The organism is Jeotgalibacillus marinus (assembly GCF_040801915.1).
GTDB lineage: Bacteria > Bacillota > Bacilli > Bacillales > Jeotgalibacillaceae > Jeotgalibacillus > Jeotgalibacillus marinus.
In genome coordinates, this window is record NZ_JBFMIA010000011.1 from 38527 (window position 1) to 54212 (window position 15686).

Sequence of the window (15686 nt, forward strand, 5' to 3'; positions counted from 1 at the left end):
AATGGTTTCGGTACAAGTGGTACAATCCAGGCTGCACTTACTTAATAACTTCAAATTATGGAAAGTCTAGTGATATTAAAAACATTTATGAACCTCCTAATATTTGTGGTGACATATATGTTTTCTTATTTCTTGACTAAATCACAAAAATTGATGATGAATTAATTTTCCTAATACACCTTATAACTATTTTGCACAAAATCTGTTTTAGGACTAATGGTACTTGACAATGATAATCATTATCAAGTACTATAAAACTCGATCCTGTATAGTGATAATCATTATCATTAAAGAATTGAGTATTGAAAATTCAAGAGTAAAGGATGGGTGGAATTGTGCGAGATACATACAAAAAGGACGAAGATGTTACAAAAATGATACAAGAAGTTTTCGATAATGAAGAATATAAAACTTTAGCATATATCCGTTATGAAAAACCTAAATTGGAAGAGGCATACGTTATGAATTTATATGCAGGAAGAAGAGGCATTTTTCAGCGTTTGTTTCAGTCACTTATACGAGAGAAGATAATCAATGAAGAGAGGGTATCATGGCTAGAAGGAGTTGAGATAAGTATTTGTGTCCAACTTTCTAATGGAAAATGGCTTCAGTCTGTAGTGAAGAAGCGGCATTCACTTGGACGATTTGATTTAGCGGGGGATATAGTGATTTATAGTAACGAGTCTTCTAAGATACTTACACATCCTGTTGAACTGCTAGAGTTGTTAAGACATGAAGGATTGTTAAAGGAAGTAACAGAAAAGCAGTACCATCGATTCAAAATAGAAATTCAAAATGGAGTGGCTAATCTAGCTTTGGCATTAACAGGTGCTGGACTAAGAAAGCATGAGTTAACTAGGCTAGCTCATATAGAGGGAATACAAACATCCTTGGAATGGGTAGTCAAACAGAGGAAGGAACGCAATAGCTTTAGTCCACTTGCATTTTATGAACAATGGGTCGTTGAAGGTCATTCCCTACATCCAGGTGCTAAGACAAAACTTGGTCTTAAGGTGGAAGATGTTGTGCAATATTCACCAGAATGGGGGGCAACACCGCAGGTAGCTATTGTAGCGGTTTCAAAAGACTATTGTCTTACGACTTCTGTTGATACCCACACTGTGACAAGTTGTTTGTTTAAAGAGTATGAAGGATTAAAATCAAAAGTTGAAAAAACCTTGCTAGATGAGGGCGTCAGACCTACTCAGTTCGAGTTGATTCCTGTTCATCCATGGCAGTTTGATCATACTATAGGTACTCTGTACAAAGAAGAAATCGAGCAGAAAAAAATTATACCCATCTCAGATTTTTGTATTCCAACACAGGCATTGGTATCTTTTCGTTCGTTAGCCCCGATTCAAAATTGGGGACAGAAAAAGCATCATATAAAGACAGCGGTAAATGTGCAGACAACTAGCGCTGTGCGTACCGTATCACCCAATTCCGTGGAAAATGGGCCAAGTCTTTCAAAAATATTAGCTCGCATCCAGGTGAAAGAAAATAATTTTGGTGGTCGTTTTGTTGTACTTCAAGAACGGGCAGGTACTTACTTTAACCCAGTAAATCAACAATTGACAGAAGATGAACGGTGGACACAGCAAGCCAATCTAGCTTGCATTTTACGGGAGAATCCGGAGAACTATGTAAATAATGAAAAGGAAATTCCTATGGTTGCTGCAGCACTTTTAGCAGAGTCACCGATTAGTGGGAAAATCATTGTTGTTGAATTAATAGAAGAGTTAGCTAGGCAATATCAAATATCAAATGTAAAAGAGGCTGCATCTTTATTTATTAATAAATATGCTCAAACTTCATTACCGGGATTTTTAACTTTAATGGTGCGGTATGGAATTAGTTTGGAAGGTCATATGCAAAATAGTGTTTCTGTATTCCGTAAGGGAGAGCTAGTAAGGATTATTTTAAGAGATTTCGGAGGTGTGCGCATTCTACCGGAAAGATTGGAGAAGCAAGGATTTCAAGCGGAGTTTTATCCTGGTTCATCTATCGTAACAGACAAAGTAGAACATATGCGAAATATTATCTCATATTCTGTTATGCAAAATCATTTTGCCGAATTAATTACATGCATCGTTCGTGAACTAGGAATTGATGAGAGGCTGCTTTGGAAGCAAGTCGTTTCAGTATGTACATCCGTTTTTGGTGAACTGAAGAAAGACCCTTACATTGCCCAGGTAGCTATTGCAGATGAGAAAGCTCTTTTTCAACCTATGATTAATTTGAAGGAACTCACAACGATGAGACTACGAGGAGATCTTACTTCCAATTCGTTTACGAAAGTTCCAAATCCAATGATGGAATGGAAGGGAGAAATTCATTCATGAGTAAAGGGAGAACACAAGTTTTTGAAAATGATGTTCTGAGTAAGGCGTTTAGGACCTTTAGAAAAGGATATTTACTACAGGATGAAATGGCGACCCTTACTTTTTTGCAAAGCCATTATCCTAATATGGTCCCTTCATATGTGGATTCCCTAACAAAAGGACGTCAAGGGATTTTGAGTCGGTTGGTGGGGTCTATGTTGCGTGAAGATATCATGGGACTTACTTCAAATTCGTACAATCTGTACGCCACAGGTTCTATTCATGCTTTAAATGTTCCTTCTATCAGTGAGGAATGGCAAAGGATCATTGAAATGCTATACACATATGGAATAGAGAGTAATAAAGCCTATAAATTATACCCGCTTTTTGGGAGTGATTATCTTGTTATTCCAGTAAGTCAAACATATGCCTTTAACCGAGTAGAATTAGATGGTAGTGTTTTACACATTTCCGGAGATAGAGTTCGAGTTATAGAACAGGCTGTGGAATTACTCCATTTGATGCGTTGTAAAGAAGAAACTCACTCTAGTAGGAAAAGCACTTGGGTGAAGCTAGCTGAGGAATTAACTAATGGAAGTGCGAATTTAGCACTTTCATATACTTATTGGGATCAGAAGAAAAAAGATATACAGCAAAACGCTGCTATACACGGAATGACAAATACGATCGACTGGGTGCTTTTTCAGAAGAGACAGGATCAAAAATTTAATTCAAGTTTGTTTTTCGAGCAATTATCCATAGAGGGACATAATCTTCACCCTGGTACAAAAACAAAAATAGGTATGAAACCAGAAGATGTGTTTCGTTTTGCGCCTGAATTTGATGGAGTCGCTAATATTCAATTTGTCGGCATTAGGAAAGACTATGCGGAGTGGTGCATAATAGATGAAACCGAAAAAAACGCTAATGCCTTTCTTTTTAAAGAGTATCCAAAATTGGAAGCTGCAGCTGAACAGGAATTTACGCAACAAGGGCTTACCGTTACCGATTATGTATTCGTTCCTGTTCATCCTTGGCAGCTGGAAAAAGCAATACTTAACATTTACAACGAAGAAATCAAGGAAAAGATTGTCGTTCCTGTACGTGGCATAGTAGTACCTTCTGGGGTAACATCTTCTTTTAGAACCGTCGTACCGCTGTCGAATAAGCATGCGATAAAGGTGTCCGTCAACAGTCAGATGACGTCTACAGTTCGCTCCATCTCAGCAAATACAACAAACAATGCTACGGTGTTTACGAGGCTGATTCGTACGATTATGGAACAGGAGAAAGACTTGGGGGAAAAGTTTGTGCCTGTCTGTGAATGCGCAGGATTTAATTTCAAAATTAAAGAAACGGAAGCGCTTATATGTAATCAAAAACTAAAAAGTCGAAATCTATCTGCAGTGTTACGTGAGAATGTAGAAACATTTGTAGCTATTGATGAAGTAGCTATAGTAGGAAGCTCTCTGTTTGCTGAATCACCGATCACAGAAAACCCCATTTTTGTCGAGTTGATAGAAAAATATATGGAAAAAAGAAACGAATCGTCACTTCGTATGTCTGCGTTCCAATTTTTCCTAGAATATGTATCTATCGCACTTCCAGGCTTTCTTACCCTTATGATTAAGTACGGAATTGGATTAGAAGGACACCTGCAAAACAGTGTGATGGTATTTAAAGAGGGACGTCCTGTTCGAATGCTATTCCGTGATTGGGGAGGAGCTAGAGTTTATCGAGATCGACTTCAAAAACAACAAATACAAGTGAATTTTTATCCTGGATCCGTAACAATAACTGATAGTCTTAAGGAAATGCATAATAAGGTATTTTATACTGCCATACAAAACCATTGCGGTGAATTAATTTTGCAAATTTGTAAACATTTTGGATTCCAAGAAGGGGAGCTCTGGAAGGAAATTCATAAGATTTGCGATACAGTTTTCAATCAACTCGAATCTTTATCCCAATATGCCGAAAGCGCTCGTATAGACAGAGAGGCATTATATCAAACGAAAGTAGATCACAAGGCTCTTACAAAAATGCGCTTAGAACCTGAAGAGAAAGATTATACCTACGCAACTGTTCCTAATCCTCTTCATAAATTCAGGCTGAAGGATAAGGAACCATGGCGAAAATAGAAGCTCAGTTACAGCAACCACCACGCTTTGCACTTCGCTCTAAGACGTTTGGCATTTTTATGTCTGGAAGCTTAGTGACACGTATAGGGGATTGGATGGATTTAGTCGTATTGAACTGGGCGGTATTACAATTTACAAACTCACCTCTTCATTTAGGGTTGATAAATGCTTGCCGTTTGGTGCCAACTTTTATATTAAGTGTCCCTGCTGGTATATTAGCTGATCGGTATGATCGTAGAAAACTGTTAATTGTCCTTCAATTTGGTCTGATGTTGTTAACATTTTGTCTTGGTTATATTGTTGATGCAAGACAGTCATATGTTTTTTTCGTGTTCATTATAACAGTAAGGTCTATGTTGGCTGCTATGGAACCGCCTATTCGCAATGCGTTGTTACCAGATCTTGTACCGCAAAGTTCTATGGCTAGTGCAATTGCAATTAATACGACGGTTATTAATCTTTCTCGTATTATTGGCCCGGCTCTTGCAGGAGCGTTGCTTGCAGTCACTGATAATATTGCCAATTTATTTTATTTGAATTCGTTGGGTATGCTCGGTGTAGTAATCTCTTTGATCATGATTCGTTCTTATCATTTTCCAGACTATGGTAAGGGGGTCGGAGAGAAAGTAACGTTGCGTGACTCAGTAGTTTTTTTGAAAAATCACCAATCTGTACAGTCTCTACTAATTTTAGCGATTGTACCAATGGTATTTGGGTTTCCTTATACGACGATGATGCCATTATTTGCTAGGGATCTTTTAAACCTTGGACCAAGTGGATTTGGAGTACTTTTATCTATCTCTTCCATTGGTGCATTAGTTGGGGCTATCTGGCTTTCTCTTGGTAGAGAGATCAAAGCTATAGGGAAGTGGTTGATATATTCCATTCTCGGATTTGGAGTGTCTTTACTTTTATTTATATGTACGTCAAATGTGTACCTAGCGGGTATAGCGATGTTTCTTGTTGGGTTGTCAAGTCAAAGTTATCGGACGATGAGTCGGATTACTATTCAAATGCAAGTCCCAAATCATCTGCGAGGTAGGGTTTTGAGCATAGCCTTAATGGATAGAGGATTTATCCCATTAGGAGCAATACTTATTGGGGCCATTGCGTCTTGGGCAGGTACTACATGGGCAGGTGTAGTGATGGGCTTAGGCTGTATTGTAACAACTTTTCTTGTCGTTAACAGTAGACGACAAATCTGGAAATTATAATGATTTTGTAGGAGTGAATTAATTAATGATAGAAAATACCGTACAATCTCTCAAAATGGAACGAGAGCAGCCTTTTTGTGCCTATGTATATGATTTATCGAAACTTCGTTCCCATGTAAATAAAATAATGACAACCCTCCCATCAACATGTCAATTATTTTATGCTGTTAAGGCTAATTCAGATGAAACGCTACTAAAAACGTTAGCTCCAATTGTTCGTGGGTTTGAAGTAGCTTCTCTAGGAGAGATTGAGAAAGTACGCGCTGTGGATAAAAAAATTCCAATTCTTTTCGGTGGTCCCGGGAAAACAAAAGAAGAGATTGAAGGGGCCATTCACCATGGAGTTTCCTTTCTTCATGTTGAAAGTATCTATGAATTACAGATGGTTAATCACATTGCTAGTGAAAAAGAGACAACCGTATCGATATTGCTACGTGTTAATCTGCGAAGATCCGTTCCAAACGCACAACTGAAAATGGCGGGTGTACCGACACAATTTGGAATTGATGAAGCAGAAATCCCCATTGCGATTGCTTTAGCAAAAAGTTTGCCAAACATAAAGATCCATGGTTTTCATTTTCATGCCATGTCTAACAATGTTGACTCTAAAACTCATGCCGACTTTGTGAACCATTGTTTTGATAGGGCAGAAACATGGGAGGGGAAGTTTGATATAGACATTTCCTACATAAATGTTGGTGGAGGTATGGGAATCAATTACAAGGAATTAGAACATCAGTTTAATTGGGACGATTTTACGAAGCGCTTAAAGAAAATTTTAGATAAACGAAATCATTCTAATTGGCAGGTGTTTTTTGAATGTGGGCGCTATATCACATCATCGTGTGGTTACTATGCAGTAGAGATATTGGATATTAAAAAAAATCATGGTCATTATTTTTGTATCATTCGTGGGGGAAGTCATCACTTTAGACTTCCGGCAGCTTGGAAACAAAATCACCCTTTTACAATAATTCCAATAGAAAATTGGTCGTATCCATTCAAACGTCCTGAAGTAAACGAGACTCTTATTACTGTAGCAGGGGAGTTATGTACCCCCAATGACGTACTAGCGAAGGAAGTATTCGTTTCACGGCTGAGAGTTGGCGATATTCTCCTTTTTAGTTATGCTGGTGCGTATGGATGGTCTATTTCTCATCATGATTTTCTCAGCCATCCTCACCCAGAACAATTATACATACAAATTGAATCTATTAATAGTTCTGAGGGGAAATTGGAAGAGACAAGCGATGATGGTATTCATTCTTTTGTTGATCCGTTGATCCTGAAAGGCTGAAGTTATCTTTCAAAAGAGTTAGAATGAGTCTTTACTATCATTGTCTTGGGGTCTACTAATGATAGGCAGTCAGCCCCCCTATATACACAGTATATAGGGGGGCTTTAAAACAAAGTTTGATAATTTATAAAAAAGTCTGATCGTTTAAAACAAAGTTTGATAATTTATAAAAAAGTCTGATCGTTTATAATAAAGTTTGATAATTTGTAAAAAGTCAGGAACATGATACCAATATACTATCATTTAGATGATATATTTCAGTGTCACTTCCATTCTATTCTATTTAAATTTTCATTCACTACCTCAGTAACAAATACACGCTGTCCAGCTTGACCACGAAATTTAAGAAATTCGCCTCTTGGTTGACGTTAGTCTTGTTTTGTTGACCCTCTAAGTACACTGAGCGGGTTAGATCGTCACGCTCACGCCTCATTTTCATTTCCTGCGTCACTTCTCTACGCCCTCTATAATCGTCTTTAAATGCGTCTGCTCATCTGCTAATAGCAGCCAATTAATAGACATGATCCGACAAAAAATTGGTCAATTTCATAAGTGTAACATTTTTTACTGAAGTGACTATTGCAAAGTCTAGTATTTTATTTAATTTTTGCTATTTTACTGAAATTTTTTTGGTAGAATAGATTCTAGTAAAAGATTTAAGTTGTTGGAGAAAGGAAGTGCTTCATGAAAAAAGTGCGACTGTTTTCAAGTAAGAAAATGAGACCGAAATGGTGGATTACGTTAGCTGTGACCTCCACCATTTTAGTGGGAGCATCACTTGGTACATTGAGTATGTATAATTGGTCCTTTAACCAAGCGATACAAGGATTATTTCACACTACAAAACAGCCATCTGTAGAAGTTGCCGCAGTGGAAGACAAGGAACAACCTGCTCCTTCAGATGAAGGTCCTTTAGCTGATAATGAAAAAGGTCCAAGATTGTCTAAGGTGACAAAAACTGAAACGCCAGACCCTGCTGAAGAAGAACTAGATGATGTGACACCATCAGCAGAAGAGGAAGACGAAGAAACACCAGAAACGATTGTGGAACCAGCTCCTTCAAAGGATAATGAAAAAAATCCAACATCTCCTGAAGAAGATGAAACGCCTGATCCTTCTGAAGATGAACTAGATGATATAACACCACCAACAAAAGAGGAAGACAAAAAAACACCAGAAACGATTGTAGAACCAACCTATGTGCAAGGGGTACTTATTTCGAATAAGCAATACCCTCTTCCTGCTACCTATGCTCCTGGTGAGAGCGCAGAAGCAAGAGGATCATTTGCAGCAATGAGAACAGCAGCAGCTACGGAAGGTTTTGATTTAATCGCATTTAGTACCTATCGATCTTATGACCATCAAGTTGGTTTGTACCAGCGCTATGTGGATCAATACGGTCAATCTGCAGCTGATCGCTTTAGTGCGCAACCAGGCTATTCAGAGCACCAAACTGGCTTAGCCTTTGATATAGGTGAAGTTGGTCAAGAAGCTCATTGGGCGGAAGACAGCTTTAAAGATACAGCAACAGCAAAATGGCTAAATGAAAACGCTCATGATTTTGGTTTTATCTTACGATATCCTCCAGGCAAAGAACACATCACTGGATATCAATATGAATCCTGGCATTTTCGCTATTTAGGGGTAGATCTGGCTACAAAAGTTTATAATAGTGGTTTAACGTTGGAAGAATATTTAAATATATAAGATTCAAAAACCTGCCGAAGACGATGTACTTGGCAGGTTTTTTAGTGAAACTTTTTTCTTTTTCAAATTAAAATGGTATTATGCGAGTTTATGTGGATTTGAAATAAAGTCGTACCGTCTTTAAAAAGATGTACCGTTTTGAATAAAGTTTAACCGATTTAGCAGGGGGATCTTGAAGAAAACGTTGCTGTAGAAAGGTTTATGAAAAGTTCTGATCAAACTTTTTTATAAAAATTATATACTAATTCACAAGAAAAGAATCCATTTTGATCAATCTTTTTTCAAAATGGATTCTTTTTATTAATCATAAATATTTGGTTTTGTGAGGTGTTTTTGATCAAACTTTATTGCAAAGCAACATATAGGGGGGCTGTTAGTATACTGTTTATAAAGTTACAATCTTTCTATTCGTGCGCGCTTATGATTACGAACGATTGGGCATATTTTACAAAAATTATCTTTGTCTCCAACTAAATACGAATAACAACAGGTTGTACGTTTGAGAACTGTTTGATTATTTTGTTCAATGTGTTGTTTTGAATTGTTATATATTAAAAATGGATTTTGATCGTATGAGCCAAATAAAGAGCTTGTCGCCTTTTTCAATATATAGTGGAAATCATTAGCAATCGTGTGGTGAAAGCCGCTAAACTGTGAATCGTCTAAGAGGTTTTGGTACATCCATCGAATGTAAATGTAAAGGTTTTCCCACATGATTTTTTTTGATAACTTAGTAGTCCTATTTATTTGGGTAAATAATAGATCAACATGATCAGCAAAAACTTGCTTTAGTATATCATCTCTCCATTTGAGTCGATTTAAATCAGAAGCTTCTTCTATTACTAAATTATCAAGTTTAAAAGAGGGGAGCCATAAGACATCAGATTCTTCTAATGTTTCAACAGAGATGTTGTTAATTGAAAAATCAACTCGTTTATTAAGTGCACTCATTGAATAAAGAGCAATAAGTATTGCGAAGCTGTATCTTTTCACAAAAAGGGAGGCAGCTACCATAACGTTAGCTGATTTGATTTTTTCTTTTAAGTGAACCAAAAACGTATATAACTGTTGTTCATCTAGTAAGTCTACAGTTGGAATGGACAATACAGATGGTTTGGTTTTCACCGTTAATCGATATTTTTTCTCTAAAACTTTTAGTTCCTCATGAGTAAATGAATTCATGATGTTTTTTCACCTCATTCATAATGTGTCTACCCTTGCCATGAGGAATACACATAGGGGTTCCAAATAGTGGGTCAGCTGTCACGTCACAATTCATATTAAAGACGTCTTTGACTAACTTAGGATTAATCATTTGTTCTGGTTTTCCATAAGCAAACACTTTTTTATCTTTAATAGCGATAAGATGATGAGAATAACGGAAAGCTAAATTTAAATCATGGAGAACCATCACAATCGTTCGACCTTCATTTTCATTGAGTTCAAATAATAGGTCTAAAATTTCAATTTGGTGGGTCAAATCTAGATAAGTAGTGGGCTCATCAAGCAAAATTATATCTGTATCCTGTGCTAAAGTCATAGCGATCCAGGCACGCTGCCTTTGACCACCTGACAATGAGTCTACTAATCGATCGGCAAGTTCTTTCATACCTGTGGCTTGCAGCGCCCGATTTACGAGTTCCTCGTCTTCTTCCGACCATTGACGATACCATGTTTGATACGGATAACGCCCTTGTTTTACTAATTGTAAGACAGTTAGTCCTTCTGGAGCAATCGGACCTTGTGGTAAAATGGCTAAACGCCTGGCAATTTCCTTTGTAGGAAGTTTTGATATCGAGTCTTGTTCAATTAAAATGGAACCGGATTGGGGTTTTAACAAACGGGCTAATGAACGGAGTATCGTCGATTTCCCACAACCATTACTTCCGATAAATACTGTTATTGCTTTCTTTGGAATCGCTATATCCAAGTCATCTATAATAATAGTATCTCCATACGACAATGTTAGTGACTTTGTTTCTAATGCTCTCATTTTGTTCGCTCCTTTTTAACCGTTTCGTTGTTTATATAAGAGATAAATAAAATAAGGCGCTCCAATGATTGCTGTAAATACACCAGCTGGTACTTCAATAGGTAGGAAGAATGTTCGTCCGATTGAATCAGCTATTAGTACTAAAATAGCCCCAATAAGACATGATAACGGAAGTAATGCTCCAAACGAGGAACCAACAAGTTTTCTCGCGATATGTGGGGCCATTAGCCCAACAAATCCAATACCTCCAGCAAATGCAACTGCACTTCCGATAAAAGCAGAACTTATTAGCAATAATAGAAAACGCTGTTTTTGTATGTGTGTACCCACTCCAATTGCAATTTCTTCTCCCAACTCTTGAACATTAATATTTCTTATCATTACAATAGTAATAAGCAGTAGGGTTATTGTAATAGGAGTCAAAACCCAGACATTCGTCCAACTGGAACCGTAAACAGATCCTGTTATCCAAACATTTGCTTGACTTGCTTGATAGATTGGGCCAATCAGCATAAACATTGTAGTCAATGCTTTCGTTAATGCCCACATACTGATACCGATTAAAACAAGACGCATAGGAGATAAGCCATTTTTCCATGCTAATATGTACAACAAAAAAGTTACAACTGAAGCTCCGATAAAAGCACTTAGCGGTAGCCATTGAATGCTAACAGTTAGAGCATTATTTTCATCACTAAAAATCGCTAAAAACAATACAACTGCTACTGAAGCTCCGCCTGTAATACCAATTATATCTGGAGATGCTAAAGGGTTCCTAACAACAGCTTGTAAGATAGCTCCAGATGCAGCAAGGCTCATACCAACTAGGATAGCGATCAAGATTCTAGGCATACGAAATGAATGAACGATTAATTGTTCATAGGCATTCCCTTGTCCGCCCAATATATTAACCACTCGCAATGGTTGTAAAAATTGCTCTCCCATCCCGCAACTTACTAGGAATACCAATAATAATATAAAGAGAAAGATGCTATTCACCCAAATGGCCTTTCGATCAAGTAAAATCGACACATTCTTTTTTTTAAGTCGTAGAGAAAAATATTTATTCATGATTTATATCCTCCTTTACGAGCAATGTAAATAAAAAATGGCGTACCAATAAATGCTGTCATCACTCCAACTGGTACCTCCTCGGGCATAATTATGTAGCGAGCCCCAATATCAGCCAGTAATAGCAATATACCTCCTAAAACACCGCAATAAGGCAAAATCCAGCGAAAATCAGTCCCCACCAATGTGCGGACGATATGAGGAACAATAATTCCTACAAAACCAATTGGACCCGCTACTGCTACAGAACCACCAGCAAGTAAAACGAAGCAAACCGTCATGGTCAAATTGACTGTTCCAGTCTGAAGGCCTAATCCTTTGGCTACATCTTCACCCATCGTTAAAACATTAATTTTTGGTGAGATAGATAAGGCCAAAATTGTGGCAACCAATAGATAAGGAAGAACGGCAAGGAGGATATCCAAATCTCTTCCTTGAACGGAGCCAGCAAGCCAAAATAGTGCTTGATCAAGTGCTGATTCGTCCATTACTAACAGTCCCTGAGTCAAGGAAGAAAACAACGCCGCAATCGCAGCGCCTGCAAGTATTAATTTCATTGGAGTGGAACCTGCATTTCCCATCCCGCTGAAAAAATACACGATACAGGAAGCAAATGCTGCACCTGCAAATGCAATCCAAGTAAACGCCTGCAACGAACTAATTGAATAAAACATTAATGCGACCACAATAAAAAAGCTCGCACCAGCATTGATTCCAATAATATCAGGTGAAGCAAGTGGATTTTTCATTAATACTTGCATAAGTGCACCTGCAATTGCTAGGCTACTTCCGATTGCAACACCAATTAATGCTCTCGGAAGACGAACTTGTTGAATAATAATATGTTCATTGGAACCGTCGAAATGTTGGAACGCTTCAATAGCTGTTTGTATACTTGTATTCGTATATCCAAGGACAATACTAAGTCCCATACATATAAGTAATATACATATACTTCCTATCAATCCAAAAGTTTTTCCCCTATTATTTTTTAGTAGCATCGCTTACTTCTCCCTCAATTTTCCGATTTCTCTATAAATGAAGTGTAGGAGATGAAAAAAAAAATGTCAATGATTTTGATAATCATTTTCAATTAGTCGTTGACAGGGAGATTTAAATTTTATAACATCTAATTGTAAATGAAAATCATTATCAAGGAGAGGGATTATATGATTACATACTTTAAACAAAACCGTTTTTCTTCGTTGTTAGCGAGCCTTATACTTATAGCAATCTTTACACTTGCAGGCTGCGGCAATGACAAAGAAAGTTCTGGAAAAATGGAAGGTTCAAATGAAGCAAAAACGACGGAAAATAAGTACTATCAGGTGGAACACGCAATGGGAACAACCGAAATTAAAGAGACACCTAAACGTGTAGTTATATTAACAAATGAAGGCACAGAAGCCCTGTTTGCATTGGGGGTACAACCGGTAGGTGCAGTTCAATCGTGGACGGGTGACCCTTGGTACGATCATATGAAGAATGAAATGACAGATGTAGTAAGCGTTGGTAAAGAAGGGGAGCCGAGCTTAGAAACAATCGCTTCATTACAACCGGATTTGATCATCGGTAACAAAATGCGTCATGAAAAAATTTATGAACAATTAAATGCAATTGCTCCAACCGTATTTGCTGAAACATTACGTGGTGATTGGAAAGAAAACTTCAAACTTTATGCAGAGGCAGTCCAAAAAGAGGAAGAAGGTAACAAAGTAATCGCCAATTTTGATCAAAGGGTTGAAGATTTGCAAGGTGAACTCGGTGAAAAGTTAAATCAAAAAGTATCCATTGTTCGTTTCATGCCTGGAGATGTTCGGATATATCATAAAGATAATTTTTCTGCTGTAATCCTGGACCAGTTAGGTTTTGCCCGTCCTGAAGGACAAGATCAACCAGACTTTGCAGAAAAAAATGCAACAAAAGAGCGTATCCCTGCAATGGATGGTGACATTTTATTCTACTTCACATATGATCCAGCAGAGAATCAAGGTGAAGCAATGAAATTAGAACAAGAATGGATCAATGACCCATTATTCAATAATTTAAATGTAGCTCAAAACAACAACATCCATAGAGTAGATGATGCTATTTGGAATACGGCTGGTGGTGTTAAAGCAGCTAATTTATTTTTAGATGATATCGAAAAATATTTCTTAGAAGACAAATAAAAGACGCATGTTCATATCACAGATCATCATCACTAATTATTACATATAGTCCATTAATATACTAAAGTAAGCAAATAAAAATGTCTCTTCACCATTCTCTGTGGCATCACGAAACCCCTTCTCTTAACGGAGAGGGGGTTTGTCTTTTCAAGATCTTTTAATCTGGGGGTAACCTCATTCAATCTATGATCGATCGAATAAGGCTACTGAAAATAATGGGGTCTACCACAACAAAACAAATATGAGGAGAAACTCAAGCTTATTTAAGTTCAGCAAACTTAATAAATGTTCTTTCATCTTCAATCAAGCCGCACGCAGCACATTGAACACGATAGTCTGGTCCTTTGTAAGACATGTGAATGGGGGAGAGTTGATCGTTTTTGTACTCTTCTATTATTTCACCCGACTGAGGATCTATTTTAATTGGAAGAGGTTCTTGCTTAATCATATTGAAACGAGTACGATTCGTTTTACAGTTTGGACAACAATATGGTACGGACATTTTATATTCTCCTTTCAAGTATATTCATGGAATTATTTTTTACAGGTTTTGAAGAATTTATGTAAACTTTATTTTTATGGAGGACATCATTATGTCGAGAAAGTGCTAAAATTCACTGACTTCTTCAATCGCGAACATGATGGTATATCAGACTTCTTGAATTGGAAAGTGAAAGCGAGGATTAAAATTTAGTATAGATTCCTCTCTTATGATCAAAAGAACGAAATAAGAGCGCTTTCATTTTCTGTTACTGCTTTTCAACTAAGACTGTGTCAATGGTTTGATATTGAAAAGTAGTTAGAAATTGTAGAAACAATTCGATTGTTCTTGTTTTAAATTTTGATGTATTCATGACGCAGAAATATTGTCTCTCTATCGAATAATTTTTTATTTTAAGTGGAGTAATCGTTTGTGAAAAAATCTCTTTTTGGATGGCCGATTTTGAAATGACAGAAATACCTAAGTATTCCTCTACTGATCGCTTAATCGCTTGAGGTGTACCAAAAGACATCATCTTTTTAGGGGAAAAATTTAAATTAGAAAACATTTCTTCTGTTAATTTCCTTGTGCTTGAACCAATGTTTCTTAAAATCCAACTTTCATTTGCTAATTCTTCTAAGTCTACTTCTCTTGAACGTGCGAGTCGATGGTTTGAAGGAACAATGATCACCAATTCGTCTTTCATTAAAGGGAATACCTCCGTTTTATTCCTATCTATATGGAAATCGTCTAGGATTCCAAGATCAAGATCTCTATTTAATAAATGGGATGTAATGTTCTCTTTATTTTTTATTGTAATGTTCGGTGAAACATTTGGATATTTACAAACGAATTTTGATATGAGTGTCGGCAAAATATATTCACCAAATGAATAATCACTACCAATTGATAGTGGACCATCTGCTTCGTTGATCAAATTATCAATCTCTTTTTGGACTTGTGCGTACTGATCTACAATGTTTTTAGAATGGAAATATAAAATTTCCCCTGCTTTTGTTAGCCGTACGTACTTATTTGAACGCTCAAATAGTTGTATACCATAGTAGTTTTCTAGTTTTTTGATATGGAGAGACACTGCAGATTGGGTAAGATGTAGTACTTCAGCTGCTCTAGTGAAATTTTCTTTTTCAACTACGGTAGTAAATACGATAAAATGGCGGTCCATCTTCAAAAATCTCCTCCTAATCTATGTTTTTTATCTTACCATGATTTTTTTTTATGTCGATCATTAATTTTTTTAATTTTACATCTATTTTCAAATTAAATATG

12 protein-coding genes are annotated in these 15686 nt (G+C 36.9%); 6 read left to right on the forward strand and 6 right to left on the reverse strand.

Annotated elements, in window-relative coordinates; genetic code table 11:
- Positions 1-335: 335 nt before the first annotated feature.
- The 5 genes from AB1471_RS12005 to AB1471_RS12025 all read left to right on the forward strand — a co-directional run bounded on the left by AB1471_RS12005 (position 336) and on the right by AB1471_RS12025 (position 8680).
- Positions 336-2342, forward strand: coding sequence for an IucA/IucC family protein (locus tag AB1471_RS12005; RefSeq protein ID WP_367780006.1), 2007 nt, complete (start codon positions 336-338; stop codon positions 2340-2342).
- Between the two features lie 194 nt (positions 2343-2536).
- Positions 2537-4462, forward strand: coding sequence for an IucA/IucC family protein (locus AB1471_RS12010; RefSeq protein ID WP_367780007.1), 1926 nt, complete (start codon positions 2537-2539; stop codon positions 4460-4462).
- Positions 4450-5676, forward strand: a complete 1227-nt coding sequence (locus AB1471_RS12015) for an MFS transporter (protein ID WP_367780008.1) — start codon at positions 4450-4452, stop codon at positions 5674-5676. The genes AB1471_RS12010 and AB1471_RS12015 overlap by 13 nt, the downstream gene beginning before the upstream one ends.
- A gap of 25 nt (positions 5677-5701) precedes the next feature.
- Positions 5702-6973 (forward strand): type III PLP-dependent enzyme, encoded by a 1272-nt coding sequence (locus AB1471_RS12020; protein WP_367780009.1) that lies wholly within the window; start codon positions 5702-5704, stop codon positions 6971-6973.
- A gap of 684 nt (positions 6974-7657) precedes the next feature.
- Positions 7658-8680 (forward strand): M15 family metallopeptidase, encoded by a 1023-nt coding sequence (locus AB1471_RS12025; protein WP_367780010.1) that lies wholly within the window; start codon positions 7658-7660, stop codon positions 8678-8680.
- 393 nt (positions 8681-9073) lie between these two features.
- On the opposite strand, the gene AB1471_RS12030 is transcribed toward AB1471_RS12025, so the two are convergent.
- The 4 genes from AB1471_RS12030 to AB1471_RS12045 are packed head-to-tail and all read right to left on the reverse strand — an operon-like array spanning position 9074 to position 12745.
- Positions 9074-9862 carry an iron reductase gene (locus tag AB1471_RS12030; protein WP_367780011.1) on the reverse strand — a complete coding sequence of 263 codons (789 nt, stop codon included), beginning with the start codon at positions 9860-9862 and terminating at the stop codon, positions 9074-9076.
- Positions 9843-10673, reverse strand: a complete 831-nt coding sequence (locus AB1471_RS12035; RefSeq protein WP_367780012.1) for an ABC transporter ATP-binding protein — start codon at positions 10671-10673, stop codon at positions 9843-9845. The genes AB1471_RS12030 and AB1471_RS12035 overlap by 20 nt, the downstream gene beginning before the upstream one ends.
- 15 nt (positions 10674-10688) lie before the next feature.
- Positions 10689-11744 (reverse strand): FecCD family ABC transporter permease, encoded by a 1056-nt coding sequence (locus tag AB1471_RS12040; protein ID WP_367780013.1) that lies wholly within the window; start codon positions 11742-11744, stop codon positions 10689-10691.
- A complete protein-coding gene (locus AB1471_RS12045) occupies positions 11741-12745 on the reverse strand; it encodes a FecCD family ABC transporter permease (RefSeq protein WP_367780014.1) in 1005 nt (334 codons plus the stop codon). The genes AB1471_RS12040 and AB1471_RS12045 overlap by 4 nt, the downstream gene beginning before the upstream one ends.
- 168 nt (positions 12746-12913) lie before the next feature.
- Between AB1471_RS12045 and AB1471_RS12050 the strand changes: the two genes are divergently transcribed.
- Positions 12914-13915: an ABC transporter substrate-binding protein gene (locus tag AB1471_RS12050; RefSeq protein ID WP_367780015.1), complete on the forward strand. Its 1002-nt coding sequence runs from the start codon at positions 12914-12916 to the stop codon at positions 13913-13915.
- Between the two features lie 259 nt (positions 13916-14174).
- On the opposite strand, the gene AB1471_RS12055 is transcribed toward AB1471_RS12050, so the two are convergent.
- Together AB1471_RS12055 and AB1471_RS12060 are read right to left on the reverse strand one after the other, a co-directional pair.
- Positions 14175-14417: a DNA alkylation repair protein gene (locus AB1471_RS12055; RefSeq protein ID WP_367780016.1), complete on the reverse strand. Its 243-nt coding sequence runs from the start codon at positions 14415-14417 to the stop codon at positions 14175-14177.
- A gap of 247 nt (positions 14418-14664) precedes the next feature.
- The gene (locus AB1471_RS12060; protein ID WP_367780054.1) at positions 14665-15582 is read right to left on the reverse strand and encodes a LysR substrate-binding domain-containing protein; all 918 of its coding nucleotides are present in this window, start codon (positions 15580-15582) and stop codon (positions 14665-14667) included.
- Positions 15583-15686 lie beyond the last annotated feature (104 nt).

What these genes read in the sequence shown, in the direction of transcription:
- AB1471_RS12010 (WP_367780007.1), top strand. Translation starts at nt 2,537, where the DNA reads ATGTTGCGTGAAGATATCATGGGACTTACTTCAAATTCGTACAATCTG.
- AB1471_RS12015 (WP_367780008.1), top strand. Translation starts at nt 4,450, where the DNA reads ATGGCGAAAATAGAAGCTCAGTTACAGCAACCACCACGCTTTGCACTT.
- AB1471_RS12020 (WP_367780009.1), top strand. Translation starts at nt 5,702, where the DNA reads ATGATAGAAAATACCGTACAATCTCTCAAAATGGAACGAGAGCAGCCT.
- AB1471_RS12025 (WP_367780010.1), top strand. Translation starts at nt 7,658, where the DNA reads ATGAAAAAAGTGCGACTGTTTTCAAGTAAGAAAATGAGACCGAAATGG.
- AB1471_RS12030 (WP_367780011.1), bottom strand. Translation starts at nt 9,862, where the DNA reads ATGAATTCATTTACTCATGAGGAACTAAAAGTTTTAGAGAAAAAATAT.
- AB1471_RS12035 (WP_367780012.1), bottom strand. Translation starts at nt 10,673, where the DNA reads ATGAGAGCATTAGAAACAAAGTCACTAACATTGTCGTATGGAGATACT.
- AB1471_RS12040 (WP_367780013.1), bottom strand. Translation starts at nt 11,744, where the DNA reads ATGAATAAATATTTTTCTCTACGACTTAAAAAAAAGAATGTGTCGATT.
- AB1471_RS12045 (WP_367780014.1), bottom strand. Translation starts at nt 12,745, where the DNA reads ATGCTACTAAAAAATAATAGGGGAAAAACTTTTGGATTGATAGGAAGT.
- AB1471_RS12050 (WP_367780015.1), top strand. Translation starts at nt 12,914, where the DNA reads ATGATTACATACTTTAAACAAAACCGTTTTTCTTCGTTGTTAGCGAGC.
- AB1471_RS12055 (WP_367780016.1), bottom strand. Translation starts at nt 14,417, where the DNA reads ATGTCCGTACCATATTGTTGTCCAAACTGTAAAACGAATCGTACTCGT.
- AB1471_RS12060 (WP_367780054.1), bottom strand. Translation starts at nt 15,582, where the DNA reads ATGGACCGCCATTTTATCGTATTTACTACCGTAGTTGAAAAAGAAAAT.